Source organism: Sphingobium sp. LSP13-1-1.1, assembly GCF_040676415.1.
GTDB lineage: Bacteria > Pseudomonadota > Alphaproteobacteria > Sphingomonadales > Sphingomonadaceae > Sphingobium.
In genome coordinates, this window is record NZ_JBEGHU010000089.1 from 13,949 (window position 1) to 30,077 (window position 16,129).

The window sequence follows — 16,129 nt, forward strand, 5'->3', positions numbered from 1 at the left end:
TGATGCGAAGCCTCTAATGGCTTTCCGGTTCGGATTGAACCTGAAAGCCATTAGCATCTTTGTTTTCCGGGATTTCCGAGCCGCCAGATGTTCCATCTGGCTCGCAATCCCTCTAAGCGAGCCACCATGAAACTGCAAAGCTGGCCTGTCCTGCGCGCTCATGTCGCCTCCCTCGCGGCGAAATTTTCCGATTATGCGGAACGCAACTGGAAATGGTTGACCGTGCTGCTGTGGATCGGCGCCATGGCCTATATGATCGCCACTCGCTGGCCGCAGATCCACTGGCTGACGCTCAGCGATACGGACGACAATATCCGCTATCTGCAGGTGAAGGACTGGCTGGCCGGGCAGGCGTGGTACGATCTGCGGCAATATCGGCTCGATCCGCCCGCCGGGTTCAACATCCACTGGTCGCGGCTGGTGGACCTGCCGCTTGCGGGGTTGATGCTGTTCTTCCGCGCCTTCCTGGACCAGGGGCTGGCCGACCGGCTGGCCTGCGGCATCGCGCCGATGCTGCCGCTCCTGCCCCTGATGCTGGGCCTTGGCTTCATCGCGCGGCGGCTGGCGGGCGGAAACAGCTGGTTCCTCGCGGCGCTGGCGCCCTTCGCCGCGCAGATGGGCATCAGCATGTTCCTGCCGATGCGGATCGACCATCATGGCTGGCAACTGGCGTTCACGGTGCTGATGCTGGCGGGCGTCGTCGACCGCAACTGGCTGCGCGGCGGCATTGTCGCGGGCGTGAGCAGCGCGCTTTCCATCACCATCGGCATGGAGATGATCGTCTATCTGGCGGCAGGGGGCGCGCTGATCGCGCTGCGCTGGGTATTCAAGGATGGCGCGGCGCGGCGGATGCTGCCCTATGCCATCAGCCTGGGCGGAGCGACATCGGTGCTGTTCGTGCTGTTCGCGAGCTATGCCAACCGGGAAATGGTGTGCGACGCGATCTCGCCCATCTGGGTGGCGATCTTCGCGATGGCGTCGGCCGGGATGGTGCTGCTGGCGCTGCTTCCGCTCAAAAGCTGGCCCGCGCGGCTGGGCGCGGGTGTGCTGGTGGGTGCGGCGGTGGCGGCCTTCGCCTGGATCAACTGGCCGCAATGCCTGTCGGGCGCCTATCAGATCTCCCCTGAACTGGAGAGGCTGTGGCTGGCCAATATCCGCGAGGCCAAGCCGATCACGGTGCAGGCTCGCAGTCTGGTCGTGCCGTTGATGGCCATTCCGGCGGCTGGCCTGATCGGCCTGTTCTGGGCATTGTGGGATGCGCGCAGGGACGCGGACCGGCTCTGGGCCTGGGCGACGGTGGGGCTGATGATGCTCTTTTCCACCGCGCTGCTCTTCTGGCAGCTTCGCGCCGGACCGGCGGCGCAATTGCTGGCCATACCCCCCGCCGCCTGGGCCGCCTATCGGCTGCTGTGCCTGATCGCGACGGGGAGGCCCGCCGCGCGTCTGGCGGCGGCGCTGGGGGTGGCCGTGCTGGCCGGGGCAGCCTTTGCAACGCCGCTTTATCCGCAGATGAACCAGCTTTGGGTCAGGGCCACGGGCGAACAGCCCAAGCCGCAGAAGCCGACGGCCCAGCAGCGCCGCAAAGCCATCGACAAGGCCAATGGCCGGTGCCGCACCCTGCCGGCGCTGCAGGTGCTCGACCAGTTGCCGCCCGCCACCATCTTCACCATGGTCGACCTGGGGCCGCGCCTGATCGTCGCCACGCACCACAGCGCCGTGGCGGGCCCCTATCATCGCAACGGCGCGACGATCCTGGACATGCACCATGCCTATGACGGCCCCGCCGACGCGTTCCGGCCGATCGCGGCGAAGCACCATGCCACCTATCTGCTGGTCTGCCCCGGCTTTCCCGAAGGCACCATCTATCAGGCGCGCAGCCCACAGGGCTTTTATGCGGGGCTGATGCGGGGCGAGGTGCCGGGCTGGCTGAAGCCGGTGCCGTTGAAGACGGGGATGACGCTGCCCTACACGCTCTATCGCATCGATTATTCAGCGCCGGGCGAGAAAAAAATCCCTGAGCAGCGTTGATGCCTCTGCCGTGGCAAGGTCGCCATAGACTTCCGGCCGGTGGAGGCATTGCGGCTGGGCAAAGAGGCGCGGCCCCTGTTCGATCGCGCCGCCCTTCGGGTCCGCCACGGCATAATAGAGGCGGGCGATGCGGGCGTGGGATATCGCACCGGCGCACATCGGACAGGGTTCCAGCGTCACCCAGAGGTCGCAGCCGGTAAGGCGGAAATCGCCCAGATGGGCCGCCGCCGCGCGGATCGCCACCATTTCGGCATGGGCGGTGGGATCATTGTCGCGCCGGTTGCGATTTTCCCCCTCGGCAATGATGCGGCCGTCGAGGGTGACGACCGCGCCGATGGGCACTTCGCCCGCTTCGGCCGCGGCATGGGCGAGGTCGAGAGCGCGCCGCATCGGATCAGGCAGGGGAAAAGGCGAAGACATGGGCTTCGCCCTTACAGGATGAAGGGCCTTTGGGGGAGAGGGTCCGTGCGGCTGCCGAGATGCGCGCTTCCGCCCGTTTCCTGACGGCTCTCAGGGCTTCTGCACGTCCACGGTCGGCAATTCGACCGTCTCCTTGCGCTTGCCGACCTCCACCTTGGCCACGCTGGCCTCATATTTGGGGAGGGAGCCGCCCTTTACGGCGATTTCCGGCAGGCGCCCCTCCTGCGTTTTCTGCAGGTCGATGAAGCCGGTGGCGATGCCGCCAGCCAGGACCAGCAGCACGATCAGCAACAGGCCACCAATGAATCGCATTTCCGCCTCCTTTGGCTTATGGCGCATCAACGCTCATGAGTCGGAAAGGGTTGCGGCCCGGAAAGGCGCTGGGCGGGTTGACGAGCGTCGGGAATCCCGTTATCCGCGCCGCTTTCCGAACGAACCCGAATTACAAGGTTGATTGACTATGTCGCGCATTTGCGAGCTGACCGGCAAGGGCCGCCAGGTGGGTCACAATGTTTCCCACGCCAATAACAAGACCAAGCGTGTGTTCCTGCCCAACCTGCAGAACGTGTCGCTGATCTCCGAAGCGCTGGAAACGACCGTGAAGCTGCGCGTGTCGACCCATGGCCTGCGTTCGGTCGAGCATAATGGCGGCCTGGACAACTGGCTGCTGAAGACCAGCGACGACAAGCTGTCGCTGAAGGCGCGCCGCCTGAAGCGCGACATCGTGAAGAAGAAGGCTGCGGTCGCCGCCTGATTCGGTTCGATTCGTTCGCTTGAAAGAGCGGCCCGGCGACGGGCCGCTTTTTTGCGTTGGGTGGGGCCGGGTTTCTCAAGGGCCGCCGGTCTCCCTATTCCGGCCAGTCCAGCGCGAATTTCAGCAGCAGGGTGCGCTGGAAGAATTCGTGATTGTCGTCGGATGCGATCCAGACGACCCTGCGGCCATCCTGCCGCGTTATCGCCAGTCCCTCGAAATTGTCGGCCAGCAGGGGCGGCGCGAGCCGGGCGAGTTCGCGCGCCTTCAGGCGGTCGCCGGGACGCGGCTTTGCCGGCAGTTCGATGACGGCCAGGGTTGCCGTGAACAATTCCTGCAGGGTCAGTCGCCGGTTGAGGACCAGCACATGTCGGTCGTCCAGCGCGACGGCATCTGTCGGGCGATAACCGCGCGGCGGCACATAGCGCAGGTGCATGGGGGCGGCCGTCGAGGCTTCGGCGGGGTCGCCCGCGAACAGCAGCGTGTCATGGCTGCCATCGGGGGTCATCCCCATTTCCGCGAGGACGAGGAAGCGCCCGTCGGGCAGGCGCGCCAGCGATTCGATCGACCCCGTTTCCGGCCAGGCCTCTATGTCCGGCCAGGTGCGGCAAGCCTCGACCCGGGCAAAGCCGGGGGAGTAGCGGCAGATCATCTGTTGCAGCTCGAAACCCACCCAGTAGCGCTGGGTCGTCGGGTCGAGGGCCATCGCCTCCGAATCCCATGCCCACCAGGGGCGATCCCGGTCCTGCGGCCGGATGGGAAGAGGGGCGATGAAGGGATGCCGTTGCGCCTTGCCGGGGCCGACATGAAAGCCCATCAGCGTGCCGGAATCGCTAAGCGCCAGGATCTGGCCATCGGATTCGGCCAGCAGGGAGGAGATGCCCCCAAAGCCGTGATGGGCGCTGCTGAGTTGCCATCCTTCCAGATAGTGCAGCGGTCCCAGGGTGCGCTGGGCAGGATCGGCCGCATTCAGGGGCAGGGCGCGGGCGCTTACCATCAGCGGGCCGGGGCTGAAAGGTTCAGGCTTGTTCTTGTGCGGCGCGGGCAGCAGCAGGATCGCGAGCAGCAGGACGATCAGGATTCGGCGCATCGCCCCCTGCCATAGGGGATAATCGGCAGTCGTGCAGGGTTTTTCGCGGCGCTGGCGTCGACCCCTGAAAAGCGCGATAAGGCCTGTTGCGGTCGCTCCAATACTGAACGGTGGCTGACATCGCCATTCAGGCTTGGCTCAATGCGAATCGGGCAAAAGGGCTGCAATCATTGGCGAGTCCTCCGTGGGAAGGGCCTGCCGGGATTTATGGCTAATGAGGAGCAACGCCATGAAGACGAAGTTTCTGATCAACATGGGGGCGGCGCTGGCGATGGGCGTTGCCTCGCTCGCCGCCACCGCGACGCCGGCCATGGCCCGCGACGGTTGGGGGCGTCATTATGAGCGCGGCGACTATTATCGCGGCGACCGGGGTTATCGGGGCTATCGCGACGGCTATTATCGTGGCGGCGGATATTATCGCGATGGCTATTATCGCGGCTATCGGGGTTATCGCGGCGGTTATCGCTGCAGGGACAATGGCACGGGCGGCACCATCATCGGCGCGATCGCCGGTGGCCTGCTGGGCAATGAAGTCGGCAAGGGCAGCGGCCGCTATGGCCGTCGCGGCGACGGCACCACGGGCGCCATCATCGGCGCGGGCGTAGGTGCGCTGGCCGGTCGGGCGATCGACCGGGATTGCTGATCCGCCGATAGACGGAAAAGGACGAGGGCTGCTCCATTGGGGCGGCCCTTTTTCTTGGCGGTCACTCGTTCCGGCAAAGAAAAAGGCCGCACCGTTGCCGGCGCGGCCCATTCCAGACGATTCCCTGACGGGAATTACATCGCGTTGCCGGCGGCGTTGCTGGCGGTGTTGGCAGCGTTCGAAGCGGCGTTCGAAGCGTTGTCGGCAGCGTTCATCGCGGCATTCATGGCGTTGTCGGCAGCGTTCGAAGCGTTCTCCGCGGCATTGGCCGAGGCGTTGGCGGCATTTTCCGCACCGCCCGAGCAGGCAGCCAGGCCGAGCGACGCGGCGAGAACGAGCGAAAGAGCAATCGACTTGGTCATGGGTTAACCCCTCTCTGAGAATAAAAACGGTGCAGACCACTCTCGGAGAAAAGTTCACCCCCCATTGCGTCTGCGCCGCGATTCGTAATGAATCCCGTGACTCATGGCAATCCCAATCGTGCGTTAAGCCCGTGATTGGGGGGTGCGGGGCGATGAATGGCGCAGTTTCGAACGGCCATTGACGCATATAAAGATTTCTTTATATGATCCGTTCATGAGCGCAGCACTCGACATTTTCCGGGCCTTGGGCGACCCGACGCGGCTGCGCATCATCTATCTGTTGCGCGCCATGGAACTGGCGGTGGGCGAAATTGCGCAGGTCGTGGGGCAAAGCCAGCCCCGCGTGTCCCGCCATGTCCGCATATTGGCCGAAGCCGGTCTGGTGGAGCGGCGCAAGGAAGGCAACTGGGTTTTTCTGCGTCTGGGCAAGGGCGACGAGATCGGGCCGTTCCTGACGCTTTTCGATCAGCTTGCCCCTTCCGAGCGCGAGGATTTGTGGCAGAAGGCCGACTTGGCCCGGCTGGCGGCGGTGCGGGCGGATCGCGCCCGCGCGGCGGAAAGCTATTTTGCCGAACATGCCGAGGAATGGGATGCGATCCGTTCCCTGCATGTGCCGGAGGGCGACGTGGAGGCGGCGATGACCGCGCTGCTGGGGGCGGAACCGATCGGTCATCTGCTCGACATCGGCACGGGGACGGGGCGGATGATCGAATTATTCGGTCCCTTGGCCGAGCAGGTCACGGCGCTGGACCGCAGCCCGGACATGCTGCGGCTGGCGCGGGCCAAGCTGCCCGAGGATGCGGGCGACAAATATGCGCTGGTGCTGGGCGATTTCGGCGCCCTGCCGCTGGAACCGGGCAGCGCCGATACGGTGGTCCTGCACCAGGTGCTGCACTATGCGCAGGCGCCCGAGGCGGTGATCGAGGAGGCGGCGCGGGTGACGGCGGCAGGTGGCCGCGTCCTGATAGCCGACTTCGCGGCGCATGAACGGGAAGAACTCAGGCTGCGCGACCAGCATGCGCGGCTGGGCTTTTCCGACGAGCAGATCGAAAGCTGGTTCGGGCAAGCGGGACTGGATCTGGAGCGGGCGGAGGTGCTGCCCGGCCAGGAGTTGACGGTGCAATTATGGCTGGGCCGCCGCCGTGGCGCGCGCATCCTGCCTATCGAAGGACGATTTTCCGCATGACCTTGAGCTTATCTTCCGTCGACGAGGCCCGGCAATCCTGGCAGGCGCCGCTTTATGCCGATCTGGCGGGCGACATCAATGTGAGCTTCGAATTCTTCCCGCCCAAGACGGAGAAGATGGAGGAGCAGCTATGGTCTGCGATCCAGACGCTGACGCCGCTGGCGCCCAAATTCGTGTCGGTGACCTATGGCGCGGGCGGATCGACGCGGGAACGCACGCACAGCACGGTGGCGCGGATCGCGAAGGAGACGCCCTTGTCGGCGGCGGCGCACCTGACCTGCGTGGCGGCGAGCCGGGCCGAGATCGATGAGGTGGCGGACGCCTATTGGGAGGCGGGCGTGCGGCATATCGTCGCGCTGCGCGGCGATCCGCCCGAAGCAGGAGCGAAGTTTCAGCCCCATGCCGAGGGTTATAGCGGCGCGGCCGAACTGGTCGAGGGTCTGGTGAAGCGCCACCCGTTCGAGATTTCGGTGGCGGCCTATCCCGAAACCCATCCTGACGCGCTGTCGGCGCAGGGCGACATCGACAACCTCAAGCGCAAGCTGGACGCCGGCGCGACGCGGGCGATCACGCAATTCTTCTTCGAGCCTGACACCTTCTTCCGCTTCCGCGACACGGTGGCGGCGGCGGGGATTGATGCGGAGATCATCCCCGGCATCATGCCGGTCAGCAATTTTGCGGCGGTCCAGCGCATGTCCGCCATGTGCAACACCGATGTGCCGGGCTGGATGGGCAAGCTGTTCGAGGGGCTGGACGACCTGCCTGCCGCGCGCCAACTGGTTTCCGCGACGCTGGCGGCGGAATTGTGCCGCAAGCTCTATGCCGGCGGGGTGCGCGACTTTCATTTCTATACGCTCAACCGGGCGGAACTGAGCTATGCGATCTGTCATCTGCTCGGGCTTCGGCCGGCTGCATTGGAGAAGACGGCATGACCGCCGAGGAACGCTTCCGCGCCGTTGCGGCGGAGAAGATTATGATTTTCGACGGCGGCTATGGCACGTCGATCCAGAAGCATGGGCTGACCGAGGCGGATTATCGCGGGTCGCTGGACCTCGCGAAGGACCAGAAGGGCAATAACGACCTTCTGTGCCTGACGCGGCCGGACATCGTGGAGGGCATTCACACCGCCTATCTCGATGCCGGGGCGGACATGATCGAGACGAACACGTTCAGTTCCACCAAGATCGCCATGGCCGACTATGGATGCGAGCATCTGGTGCGGGAGATCAACATCGCCGCCGCCCGGATTGCCCGCAAGGCGTGCGAGGCGGCGACGGCGAAGGATGGGCGGCCGCGCTTTGTCGCGGGGTCGATCGGGCCGACGAACAAAACGCTGTCGATATCGCCGGACGTCAATGATCCGGCCTATCGCGAGGTCGATTATGACACGCTGAAGGCCGATTATCGCGAGCAGTGCGACGCGCTGATCGAGGGCGGGGTGGACTTCCTGCTGGTCGAGACCTGTTTCGACACGCTGAACGCCAAGGCGGCGGGCATGGCGGCGCGGGAGGCCGAGGCGGCGGCGGGGCGGCCCGTGCCGCTGATGCTGAGCTTCACCATCACCGACATGTCGGGGCGCAACCTGTCGGGGCATACGATCAATGCCTTCTGGTATTCGCTGCGGCATCTGAAGCCGCTGACCATCGGGGTGAACTGCGCCTTTGGGGCGGACTTGCTGCGGCCCTATCTTTCCGAACTGGCGAAGAATGCGGATACGCTGATCCTGGCCTATCCCAATGCGGGATTGCCCAATGAGCTGGGGCAATATGATGAGTTGCCGGAAACCACCGCGAGCCTGATCCGCCAGTGGGTGGATGAGGGGCTGGTCAATATGGTCGGCGGCTGCTGCGGCACCACGCCCGCGCATATCGGTGCGGTGGCGAAGGCGCTGGCGGGGCACAAGCCTCGGCAAGTGCCGGAACTGCCGGTGGTGACGCGCTTGGCCGGGCTGGAGCCCATGCATATCGCGGCGTAAGATATAACCGTCATCCCAGCGACCCGAAGGGCGACCGAAGGTCAACGCTGGGATCTCGTGCCTCTTGGGGCGCGCTCTAGATTGGGAGACCCCAGCCTTTGCCGGGGTAACGAATGTAAAAATGACCCAGCAATCGACCGCCACTTTCGTCAATATCGGTGAGCGCACCAACGTCACGGGCTCCGCCAAGTTCAAGAAGCTGATCATGGCGGGCGACTATGCCGCAGCCATCGACATCGCCCGCGAGCAGGTGGAGAACGGCGCGCAGATCGTCGACGTCAACATGGACGAGGGCCTGCTCGACGCCGTGGAGGCGATGACGACCTTCCTCAAGCTCATGACGTCGGAGCCGGACATCAGCCGCGTGCCGGTGATGATCGACAGCTCCAAATGGGAGGTGATCGAGGCGGGCCTGAAATGCGTTTCGGGCAAGCCGGTCGTGAACTCGATCAGCATGAAGGAGGGCGAGGAGGCCTTCCTGCATCATGCGCGGCTGTGCATGGCCTATGGCGCGGCGGTGGTCGTCATGGCCTTCGACGAGACGGGGCAGGCCGACACGCAGGCCCGCAAGGTCGAGATTTGCGAGCGCGCCTACAAGCTGCTGATGACCATCGGCTTCCCGCCGGAGGACATCATCTTCGATCCCAATATCTTCGCGGTGGCGACGGGGATCGAGGAACATAATAATTACGGCGTCGATTTTATCGAGGCGTGCCGGGAGATCAAGAAGCGCTGCCCGCATGTCCATATTTCGGGCGGGTTGTCGAACTTCTCCTTCTCCTTCCGCGGCAATGAGCCGGTGCGGCGGGCGATGCACTCGGTCTTCCTCTATCACGCCATTCCGGCTGGCCTCGACATGGCGATCGTCAATGCGGGGCAGTTGGACGTCTATGACGCCATCGACCCGGCGCTGCGCAAGGCGTGCGAGGATGTGCTGCTGAACAGCGATCCGGAGGCGGGCGATCGCCTCGTCGCCTTGGCCGAGAGCTTCAAGGGCAAGGATGCGGCGTCCGAAAAGGCCGCGCAGGAATGGCGCGGCTGGCCGGTCGCCAAGCGGCTGGAACATGCGCTGGTCAAGGGCATCGACATGTATGTGGTCGAGGATACGGAGGAAGCCCGCCTCGCCGCCGAAAAGCCCATTCAGGTCATCGAAGGCCCGTTGATGGACGGCATGAATGTCGTGGGCGACCTGTTCGGCGCGGGCAAGATGTTCCTGCCGCAGGTGGTGAAGTCCGCCCGCGTCATGAAGAAGGCGGTGGCGCACCTGTTGCCCTTCATCGAGGCGGCGAAGGAACCCGGCGCCAAGGGCAAGGGCAAGATCATCATGGCGACGGTCAAGGGCGACGTCCATGATATCGGCAAGAACATCGTCGGCGTCGTGCTCCAGTGTAACGGATTCGAGGTGGTCGACATGGGCGTGATGGTGCCCTGGCAGGACATCATCAAGGCGGCCAACGATCATGATGCCGACATGATCGGACTTTCGGGCCTCATCACCCCTTCGCTGGACGAGATGGTGACGGTGGCGGCGGAGATGCAGCGCGCGCAGATGACGATGCCGCTGCTGATCGGCGGCGCGACCACGTCGAAGGTGCATACCGCGCTGCGCATCGATCCGGCCTTTGAGGGGCCGGTCGTGCATGTGCTGGACGCGAGCCGCGCCGTGGGCGTGGCGACCGCTCTGGTTTCGGAGACGCAGAAGAACGACTTCGTCCAGAAGACCAAGGATGATTATGAGCATGTCCGCGTCGCCCGCGCCAACAAGGGGCAGAGCGCGCTGGTCAGCATCGAGGATGCCCGCGCCAACGGCTTCGAGATCGACGAGAGCCTGAAGCCCGGCAAGCCGCGCCTGCCCGGCGTCCATCGCTTCCCGGACTGGGACCTGAAGGACCTGCGCAACTATATCGACTGGACGCCCTTCTTCCGCGCCTGGGAACTGGCGGGCAATTATCCGGCGATCCTGGAGGATGAGGTCGTCGGCGAAAGCGCGACCAGCCTGTTCAAGGACGCGCAGGCGATGCTGGACCGCATCATCGACGAAAAATGGCTGACCGCGCGGGGCGTCGCGGGGCTATGGCCCTGCCGTCGCGAGGGCGATGACATCATTGTCCATGTCGAGGATGAAAAGCATGTGACCCTACCGATGCTGCGCCAGCAGATTGCCAAGCGGGAAGGCCGCGCCAATATGTGCCTGGCCGACTTCATCAGCCATGACGGTGACTGGATGGGCGGTTTCGCCGTGTCGATCCACGGCATCGAACCGCATCTGGCGCGGTTCAAGAACGCCATCGACGATTATTCGGACATATTGCTCAAGGCGCTGGCGGATCGTCTGGCCGAAGCCTTTGCCGAGCGGCTGCACCATTATGTGCGCACCGCGCTCTGGGGCTATGCCGAGGGCGAGCAGCTGACCAACGAAGCGCTCATCAAGGAGCATTATCGCGGCATCCGACCGGCGCCGGGCTATCCGGCCTGCCCGGAGCATAGCCTGAAGCCGCTGCTGTTCGACATGCTGGACGCGCATCATGCGACCGGGATTTCGCTGACGGAGAGCTTCGCGATGTTGCCGACGGCGGCGGTCAGCGGCTTCTATTTCGGGCATCCGCAGGCCGAATATTTCGGCGTGGCGCGGGTCGGGCGGGACCAGCTGGAGGATTATGCCCAGCGGCGCGGCGTGGATCTGGAAACGGCGGAGCGCTGGCTGCGGCCGAATCTGGATTGACGCCTGACCTTATGAACAACCTGCTCCTGCCCGCGCGGGAGCAGGTTGCGTTTCCGGGCTACCGCGTCTCGTGGTTCGCCACGACCGCCTTCGCAACGGCCTGCATCAATTGCCAGCGTACCGGGATCGGTTCGGTGGTGCTGCCGATCATCACCGCGACCGCATAGCAGGTGCCGTCGGGCGCGGTCATGATGCCGATGTCATTGAAGCCGGTCGAGCGCGCGCCCAGTTCCTGCCCCGTGCCGGTCTTGTGCAGATAGTGCCAGCCGGCCGGCACGCCGCCCTTGATGCGTTGCGGCCCGGTCTTCGCCTCGCCCATGATCGAGAGCAGCAGTTGCGACGATGCCGGGGACAGCATGTCGTTCTGCTTCAGCTTTGCCAGGGCGTGCACGATGGAGGAGGGTGCCGCGCCATCAGGCGGGCTGGCGAGATAATTGTCCAGCGCCTTCTGCCGCGCCGACATGGGCAGCTTGGCCCGGGCGGCGTAGAAATTGCGGCCGATGGAATAATCCTGCCGCCATTCCAGGCCGGCGGTGGTGGATTGGAGCAGCCGCTCACCGGGGCCGAAGCGGATATCCTTGATATAGCGGCGGGCGAGATAACTGCGCACCGCGTCCGGCCCGCCGACGGCGCGCAGCAGCGTGTCGTTGGCGGTATTGTCGCTCTGCGTCATGGCGCGGCGCATGAGGTCGGAATAGGTGGTGGTCCAGCCCGCATTGCCGACCAGCGCCGCGGTTGGCTGGTGGAAGAGGGTCAGGTCCTTCTTCGTGATGGTGGTGCTGTCGCTGAGGCGGATCTTGCCGCGGTCCACCGCGTCGAGGAAGGTCATCGACACCCACAGCTTCGACACGCTCTGCTGCGGGAAGAGCAGATTGCCGTTCCAGGCGACGGTCCAGTCGCTGCCGACGCGGCGCACCGCGATGCCGACCTTGCCGTTGAAGCTCTGGCCGAGATTGCGGACGACGCTGACCAGGGCGGGCGGCGGCGTTTCCCGCTGGTCGACATTCAAGCTGTCAAAGGATTTGGGCGGATTGGCGACCGGTTTGATCGGGAAGGTCGCCGTGGTGGGCTGGGGCTTTTGCCCGACAGCCGCATAAGGCTGCTGCGGCGCGCTGACGCAGGCCGACAGCGCCGCCATCAACAGGACAAGCCGGACAGAGCCGCCATTGCCGCCATTTGGACGCCCTTTGCGCCCTCGCTTGAAATTGGTCATCAAAATCCCCGCACTCTCCTGTTTCATTAGGGTTCGCACGCGCGGCGGCTGACAAGAATCATGCGACGAACGATTCCACAAACGCGATGTAAGGAGGCTGAACAAAGCGCGCCTTAACTCAGTTGAGGTTCAGGCGGCGGCCTGCAAGAAGGCGGGCATGCGTGCAGTAATGAACAGACGGACCATGTTGCAGGGCGCGGCGCTGCTGCTGGCGGGTGGCGCGCTGGCGCCAGGGGCCTGGGCGGCGCCCTTCGCCTCCCGCCGGATCGCCGTCACGACGCGCGGGGCGGGGCGGGACGTCGTCCTGATCGCGGGCCTGGCGAGCGGGCCGGGACTGTGGAACGGGGTGGTCGGCGCGCTTTCGGGCTATCGCTGGCATCTGGTGCACATAAGGGGCTTTGCGGGGTTGCCGGCGGAGGCCAATGCCAGCGGGCCGCTGGTCCAGCCGGTGGCGGATGAGATCGCCCGCTATATCGCGGCGGCCGGGCTGGAACGGCCCGCCATTGTCGGTCACAGCATGGGCGGCACGCTGGCGATGATGCTGGGCCTCAAGGGGCTGGCGGGGCGGCTGATGGTGGTCGACATGTTGCCCGAAGGAGCGGCGATGGTTGGCGGCACGGCGCAGGGCATGGGGTTCCTCGCCGATCAGCTTGGCCAATATTTCACGGGTACCAAGGCAGGCCGTGCCTATCTGGCGCAGATGCTGGCGGAGATGCCGGGCGCGCGCGGCAGCGATCCGGACGTGATCGCCAATGCGCTGCGCGATCTGGCCAATGTCGATCTGGGGCCGCAACTGGCGCGGCTCGCCCCGCCCATGGAGGTCGTCTATGCCGTCGGCAGCGATGCGGCGCAGGCGAGCGACATCGGCCGTACCTTCCGTGCCGCCTATGCCGCCAAGCGTGGCGTCCGGCTGGTGCCGGTCGGCCCCAGCGGCCATGTCGTCATGGTGGATCAGCCGGCCCGCTTCAACGCGATCCTCGGCGATTTCCTGAAGCCGATTTGACGTCGATCAAGGGCGGGGCGAGTCGGCGGCGCTAAACACAGGCTGACGCACCTCCTCGCGTCACTCCTCGACTGATGGCGCAACGCGACCGGCGTTGCGCCATTTTTTTCAGGGGGTGAGTACCGTATCGACCGCCTGCGGCAACATGGCCGGATAATCGAGCGTGTAATGCAGCCCCCGGCTTTCCTTCCGGTGCAGGGCCGACCGGACGACCAGCCGCGCCACCTCCAGCAGGTTGCGCAGTTCGATCAGGTCGGGGGTCACGCGGAAATAGCCGTAATATTCGTCCACTTCCTTGGCCAACAGGTCGATGCGGTGCTGGGCGCGCTCCAGCCGCTTGGTGGTGCGGACGATGCCGACATAGTCCCACATGAAGCGGCGGATTTCCTTCCAGTTATGCTGGACGATGACTTCCTCGTCCGAATTGGTGACGCGGCTTTCGTCCCAGGGGCGGATTGGCGGGGGCGCGGGCAGTTCGTGCCAATGGGCGCGGATATGCCGGGCGGCGGCTTCCCCGAAGACGAAGCATTCCAGCAGCGAGTTGGAGGCGAGGCGGTTGGCCCCGTGCAGGCCGCTTTCGGTGACTTCGCCCGCGGCATAGAGGCCCGGCAGGTCGGTGCGGCCGTCGAGGTCGATGACAACGCCGCCGCAGGTATAATGCTGCGCCGGGACGACCGGGATCGGCTCCTTCGTGATGTCGATGTCGAGGTCCAGCAGGCGCGCATAGATGGTCGGGAAATGGGTGCGCACGAATTCCGGCGGCTTGTGGCTGATGTCGAGATGGACATAGTCGAGGCCGAGCCGCTTGATCTCATGGTCGATGGCGCGGGCAACCACGTCGCGCGGCGCCAGTTCGGCGCGATCGTCGAAGCGGGGCATGAACCGCTCGCCGCCGCCCGGCACGCCGGGGGGGAGCTTGAGGTGACCGCCTTCGCCGCGCACCGCTTCGGTGATCAGGAAATTCTTGACCTCCAGATTGTAGAGGCAGGTGGGGTGGAACTGGTTCATCTCCATGTTGGAGACGCGGCAGCCCGCGCGCCAGGCCATGGCGATGCCGTCCCCGGTCGCCCCACGGGGCGCGGTGGAGAAGAGATAGGTGCGGCCCGCGCCGCCGGTGCAGAGGATCGTCGCCTTGCCCACTATGGCGTCGACATGCTTGCTCTGCTTGTTGAAGGCGTAGACGCCCCAGACATGGCCGTCGCCCGAATATCTCTCCCCATGGCGGCTGGTGATGAGGTCGACGGCGACCCTGTCCTCCAGCAGCGTGATGTTCGGATTGGCGCGGGCGGCCTTCAGCAGCGCGACCTGAACGGCGTGGCCCGTGGCGTCGTCGACATGGACGATGCGGCGGTGGCTGTGGCCGCCTTCGCGGGTCAGGTGCCAGCGCTCGCCGAATTCCTCCCCGCTCCCCTCCTCATTGGGATTGAAGGGCACGCCCAGTTCCGCAAGCCGCTCGATGGCGGCGGGGGCCTCCGAGACGACGAATTCCACCGTGCTGCGGTCGTTCAGGCCCGCGCCCGCGACCATCGTGTCGTCGATATGCGCCTCGAAACTGTCACCGGCGTCGAGTACGGCGGCAATGCCGCCCTGCGCCCAGTTGGTGGAGCCGCCGTCGAGCGCGCCCTTGGCAAGGACCACGACCTTGCGATCCTGCGCCAGATTGATGGCGGCCGTCAGCCCCGCCGCGCCGGAACCGATGATGACGACGTCATAGGTGGTGATGGGCATTTACTTACTCGCTCAGGCCGCGGCGGTCAGGTTGAGGAACACATCCTCCAGGTCCGGGTCGCGCGTTACCACGTCCACGATCGACAGGCCGCTCGCCTGCACGGCGCTCAGCACCTGGCCCGCATTGGCGCGGTTCTTCATATAGGTGATCGTCAGCGTGCGTTCGTCGGACAATTCTATCTTCTCGAAACTGGGGTCGGCGGGGGGCGTCACCACGTCGCGGTCGACCGTCACCTGCACCACTTTCTCCTGCGCCATGGCGATCAGTTCGCGGGTCGGCTTGTCCGTGATGACCCTGCCATGGTTGATGATGCCGATGCGGTCGCACAGCTCCTCGGCCTCCTCCAGATAGTGGGTGGTCAGCACGATGGTCACGCCCTGCCGGTTCAATTCCCGCACATAGGCCCAGAGCTGCTGGCGAAGCTGCACGTCGACGCCGGCGGTCGGTTCGTCCAGCACCAGGATCGGCGGCGAATGCACCATCGCCTTCGCCACCAGCAGGCGGCGTTTCATGCCGCCCGAAAGCGTCCGGGCATAGGCGTTGGCCTTGTCCTCCAGATGCACGGCGCGCAGCAATTCCATCGATCGGCGGCGGTCCCTGGGCACGCCATAATAGCCCGCCTGGTTCTCCAGCGTCTCGAATGGCGTGAAGAAGGGGTCGAAGACGATCTCCTGCGGGACGATGCCGATGCTGTTCTTGGCGTTGCGGGGGTTCTGGTCGATGTCGAAGCCCCAGATCCGCGCGGTGCCGCTGGTCTTGTTCACCAGGCCCGCGAGGATGTTGATCGTGGTCGACTTGCCCGCGCCATTGGGGCCGAGCAGGCCATATATCTGCCCACGCGGAATGGTGAGATTGATGTTGTCGAGCGCCTGCTTCCCGCCCTTGTAGACCTTGGAGAGGTTGGTGATCTCGATGGCGGCCTGCGGGGCGGGGGCGGGAGGGGGGGCGGTGTCGGTCATGGCTGCCTATCTGGGGGGAAAACAGGAGAAAATCAAAGCGCCCTGAAG

15 protein-coding genes are annotated in these 16,129 nt (G+C 65.1%); 8 read left to right on the forward strand and 7 right to left on the reverse strand.

Annotated elements, in window-relative coordinates; genetic code table 11:
• The first annotated feature begins 126 nt into the window (after positions 1-126).
• Positions 127-2,028 (forward strand): hypothetical protein, encoded by a 1,902-nt coding sequence (locus MRBLSP13_RS21660; RefSeq protein ID WP_363756575.1) that lies wholly within the window; start codon positions 127-129, stop codon positions 2,026-2,028.
• Here MRBLSP13_RS21660 and MRBLSP13_RS21665 read toward each other — a convergent pair.
• The gene (locus tag MRBLSP13_RS21665; RefSeq protein WP_363756577.1) at positions 1,990-2,448 is read right to left on the reverse strand and encodes a nucleoside deaminase; all 459 of its coding nucleotides are present in this window, start codon (positions 2,446-2,448) and stop codon (positions 1,990-1,992) included. The genes MRBLSP13_RS21660 and MRBLSP13_RS21665 overlap by 39 nt on opposite strands.
• A 90-nt stretch (positions 2,449-2,538) precedes the next feature.
• Positions 2,539-2,760: a hypothetical protein gene (locus MRBLSP13_RS21670; RefSeq protein ID WP_363739021.1), complete on the reverse strand. Its 222-nt coding sequence runs from the start codon at positions 2,758-2,760 to the stop codon at positions 2,539-2,541.
• Positions 2,761-2,908: 148 nt separating this feature from the next.
• On the opposite strand from MRBLSP13_RS21670, the gene rpmB reads away from it, so the two are divergent.
• The gene (rpmB, locus tag MRBLSP13_RS21675) at positions 2,909-3,202 is read left to right on the forward strand and encodes a 50S ribosomal protein L28 (RefSeq protein ID WP_133653601.1); all 294 of its coding nucleotides are present in this window, start codon (positions 2,909-2,911) and stop codon (positions 3,200-3,202) included.
• A gap of 94 nt (positions 3,203-3,296) precedes the next feature.
• Here the strand turns inward: rpmB and MRBLSP13_RS21680 are convergent, their stop codons facing one another.
• A complete protein-coding gene (locus MRBLSP13_RS21680; protein ID WP_363756579.1) occupies positions 3,297-4,289 on the reverse strand; it encodes an esterase-like activity of phytase family protein in 993 nt (330 codons plus the stop codon).
• Positions 4,290-4,518: 229 nt separating this feature from the next.
• On the opposite strand from MRBLSP13_RS21680, the gene MRBLSP13_RS21685 reads away from it, so the two are divergent.
• The gene (locus tag MRBLSP13_RS21685) at positions 4,519-4,932 is read left to right on the forward strand and encodes a glycine zipper 2TM domain-containing protein (RefSeq protein WP_133653603.1); all 414 of its coding nucleotides are present in this window, start codon (positions 4,519-4,521) and stop codon (positions 4,930-4,932) included.
• A gap of 134 nt (positions 4,933-5,066) precedes the next feature.
• Here the strand turns inward: MRBLSP13_RS21685 and MRBLSP13_RS21690 are convergent, their stop codons facing one another.
• Complete coding sequence (locus MRBLSP13_RS21690; protein WP_133653604.1) at positions 5,067-5,294, reverse strand: circumsporozoite protein; 228 nt, start codon at positions 5,292-5,294, stop codon at positions 5,067-5,069.
• Between the two features lie 214 nt (positions 5,295-5,508).
• Here MRBLSP13_RS21690 and MRBLSP13_RS21695 point away from each other — a divergent pair, with 214 nt between their 5' ends.
• From MRBLSP13_RS21695 to metH, 4 genes are all read left to right on the forward strand, one after another.
• A complete protein-coding gene (locus MRBLSP13_RS21695; protein ID WP_363756581.1) occupies positions 5,509-6,480 on the forward strand; it encodes an ArsR/SmtB family transcription factor in 972 nt (323 codons plus the stop codon).
• A complete protein-coding gene (metF, locus tag MRBLSP13_RS21700) occupies positions 6,477-7,412 on the forward strand; it encodes a methylenetetrahydrofolate reductase (RefSeq protein ID WP_363739027.1) in 936 nt (311 codons plus the stop codon). Before MRBLSP13_RS21695 ends, metF begins: the two co-directional genes overlap by 4 nt.
• Positions 7,409-8,455, forward strand: coding sequence for a homocysteine S-methyltransferase family protein (locus MRBLSP13_RS21705; RefSeq protein ID WP_363756583.1), 1,047 nt, complete (start codon positions 7,409-7,411; stop codon positions 8,453-8,455). Before metF ends, MRBLSP13_RS21705 begins: the two co-directional genes overlap by 4 nt.
• 64 nt (positions 8,456-8,519) lie before the next feature.
• Positions 8,520-11,177 carry a methionine synthase gene (gene metH / locus MRBLSP13_RS21710; protein WP_363739030.1) on the forward strand — a complete coding sequence of 886 codons (2,658 nt, stop codon included), beginning with the start codon at positions 8,520-8,522 and terminating at the stop codon, positions 11,175-11,177.
• Positions 11,178-11,235: 58 nt separating this feature from the next.
• Here metH and MRBLSP13_RS21715 read toward each other — a convergent pair whose 3' ends face one another.
• A complete protein-coding gene (locus MRBLSP13_RS21715) occupies positions 11,236-12,390 on the reverse strand; it encodes a serine hydrolase (protein ID WP_363756585.1) in 1,155 nt (384 codons plus the stop codon).
• 169 nt (positions 12,391-12,559) lie between these two features.
• Here MRBLSP13_RS21715 and MRBLSP13_RS21720 point away from each other — a divergent pair, with 169 nt between their 5' ends.
• On the forward strand, positions 12,560-13,393 hold the full coding sequence (locus MRBLSP13_RS21720) for an alpha/beta fold hydrolase (RefSeq protein WP_363739033.1): 834 nt from the start codon (positions 12,560-12,562) through the stop codon (positions 13,391-13,393).
• Positions 13,394-13,501: 108 nt separating this feature from the next.
• On the opposite strand, the gene nadB is transcribed toward MRBLSP13_RS21720, so the two are convergent.
• Entirely contained in the window at positions 13,502-15,121 is a 1,620-nt protein-coding gene (gene nadB, locus MRBLSP13_RS21725) for an L-aspartate oxidase (protein ID WP_363739035.1), read from the reverse strand.
• Positions 15,122-15,133: 12 nt separating this feature from the next.
• Positions 15,134-16,081 carry an ABC transporter ATP-binding protein gene (locus MRBLSP13_RS21730; RefSeq protein WP_363739037.1) on the reverse strand — a complete coding sequence of 316 codons (948 nt, stop codon included), beginning with the start codon at positions 16,079-16,081 and terminating at the stop codon, positions 15,134-15,136.
• Positions 16,082-16,129: the final 48 nt, after the last annotated feature.

Bases quoted from the DNA above. Each gene is read 5' to 3' on its own strand.
- MRBLSP13_RS21660 (WP_363756575.1), top strand. From the start codon at position 127: ATGAAACTGCAAAGCTGGCCTGTCCTGCGCGCTCATGTCGCCTCCCTC.
- MRBLSP13_RS21665 (WP_363756577.1), bottom strand. From the start codon at position 2,448: ATGTCTTCGCCTTTTCCCCTGCCTGATCCGATGCGGCGCGCTCTCGAC.
- MRBLSP13_RS21670 (WP_363739021.1), bottom strand. From the start codon at position 2,760: ATGCGATTCATTGGTGGCCTGTTGCTGATCGTGCTGCTGGTCCTGGCT.
- rpmB (WP_133653601.1), top strand. From the start codon at position 2,909: ATGTCGCGCATTTGCGAGCTGACCGGCAAGGGCCGCCAGGTGGGTCAC.
- MRBLSP13_RS21680 (WP_363756579.1), bottom strand. From the start codon at position 4,289: ATGCGCCGAATCCTGATCGTCCTGCTGCTCGCGATCCTGCTGCTGCCC.
- MRBLSP13_RS21685 (WP_133653603.1), top strand. From the start codon at position 4,519: ATGAAGACGAAGTTTCTGATCAACATGGGGGCGGCGCTGGCGATGGGC.
- MRBLSP13_RS21690 (WP_133653604.1), bottom strand. From the start codon at position 5,294: ATGACCAAGTCGATTGCTCTTTCGCTCGTTCTCGCCGCGTCGCTCGGC.
- MRBLSP13_RS21695 (WP_363756581.1), top strand. From the start codon at position 5,509: ATGAGCGCAGCACTCGACATTTTCCGGGCCTTGGGCGACCCGACGCGG.
- metF (WP_363739027.1), top strand. From the start codon at position 6,477: ATGACCTTGAGCTTATCTTCCGTCGACGAGGCCCGGCAATCCTGGCAG.
- MRBLSP13_RS21705 (WP_363756583.1), top strand. From the start codon at position 7,409: ATGACCGCCGAGGAACGCTTCCGCGCCGTTGCGGCGGAGAAGATTATG.
- MRBLSP13_RS21715 (WP_363756585.1), bottom strand. From the start codon at position 12,390: ATGACCAATTTCAAGCGAGGGCGCAAAGGGCGTCCAAATGGCGGCAAT.
- MRBLSP13_RS21720 (WP_363739033.1), top strand. From the start codon at position 12,560: ATGAACAGACGGACCATGTTGCAGGGCGCGGCGCTGCTGCTGGCGGGT.
- nadB (WP_363739035.1), bottom strand. From the start codon at position 15,121: ATGCCCATCACCACCTATGACGTCGTCATCATCGGTTCCGGCGCGGCG.
- MRBLSP13_RS21730 (WP_363739037.1), bottom strand. From the start codon at position 16,081: ATGACCGACACCGCCCCCCCTCCCGCCCCCGCCCCGCAGGCCGCCATC.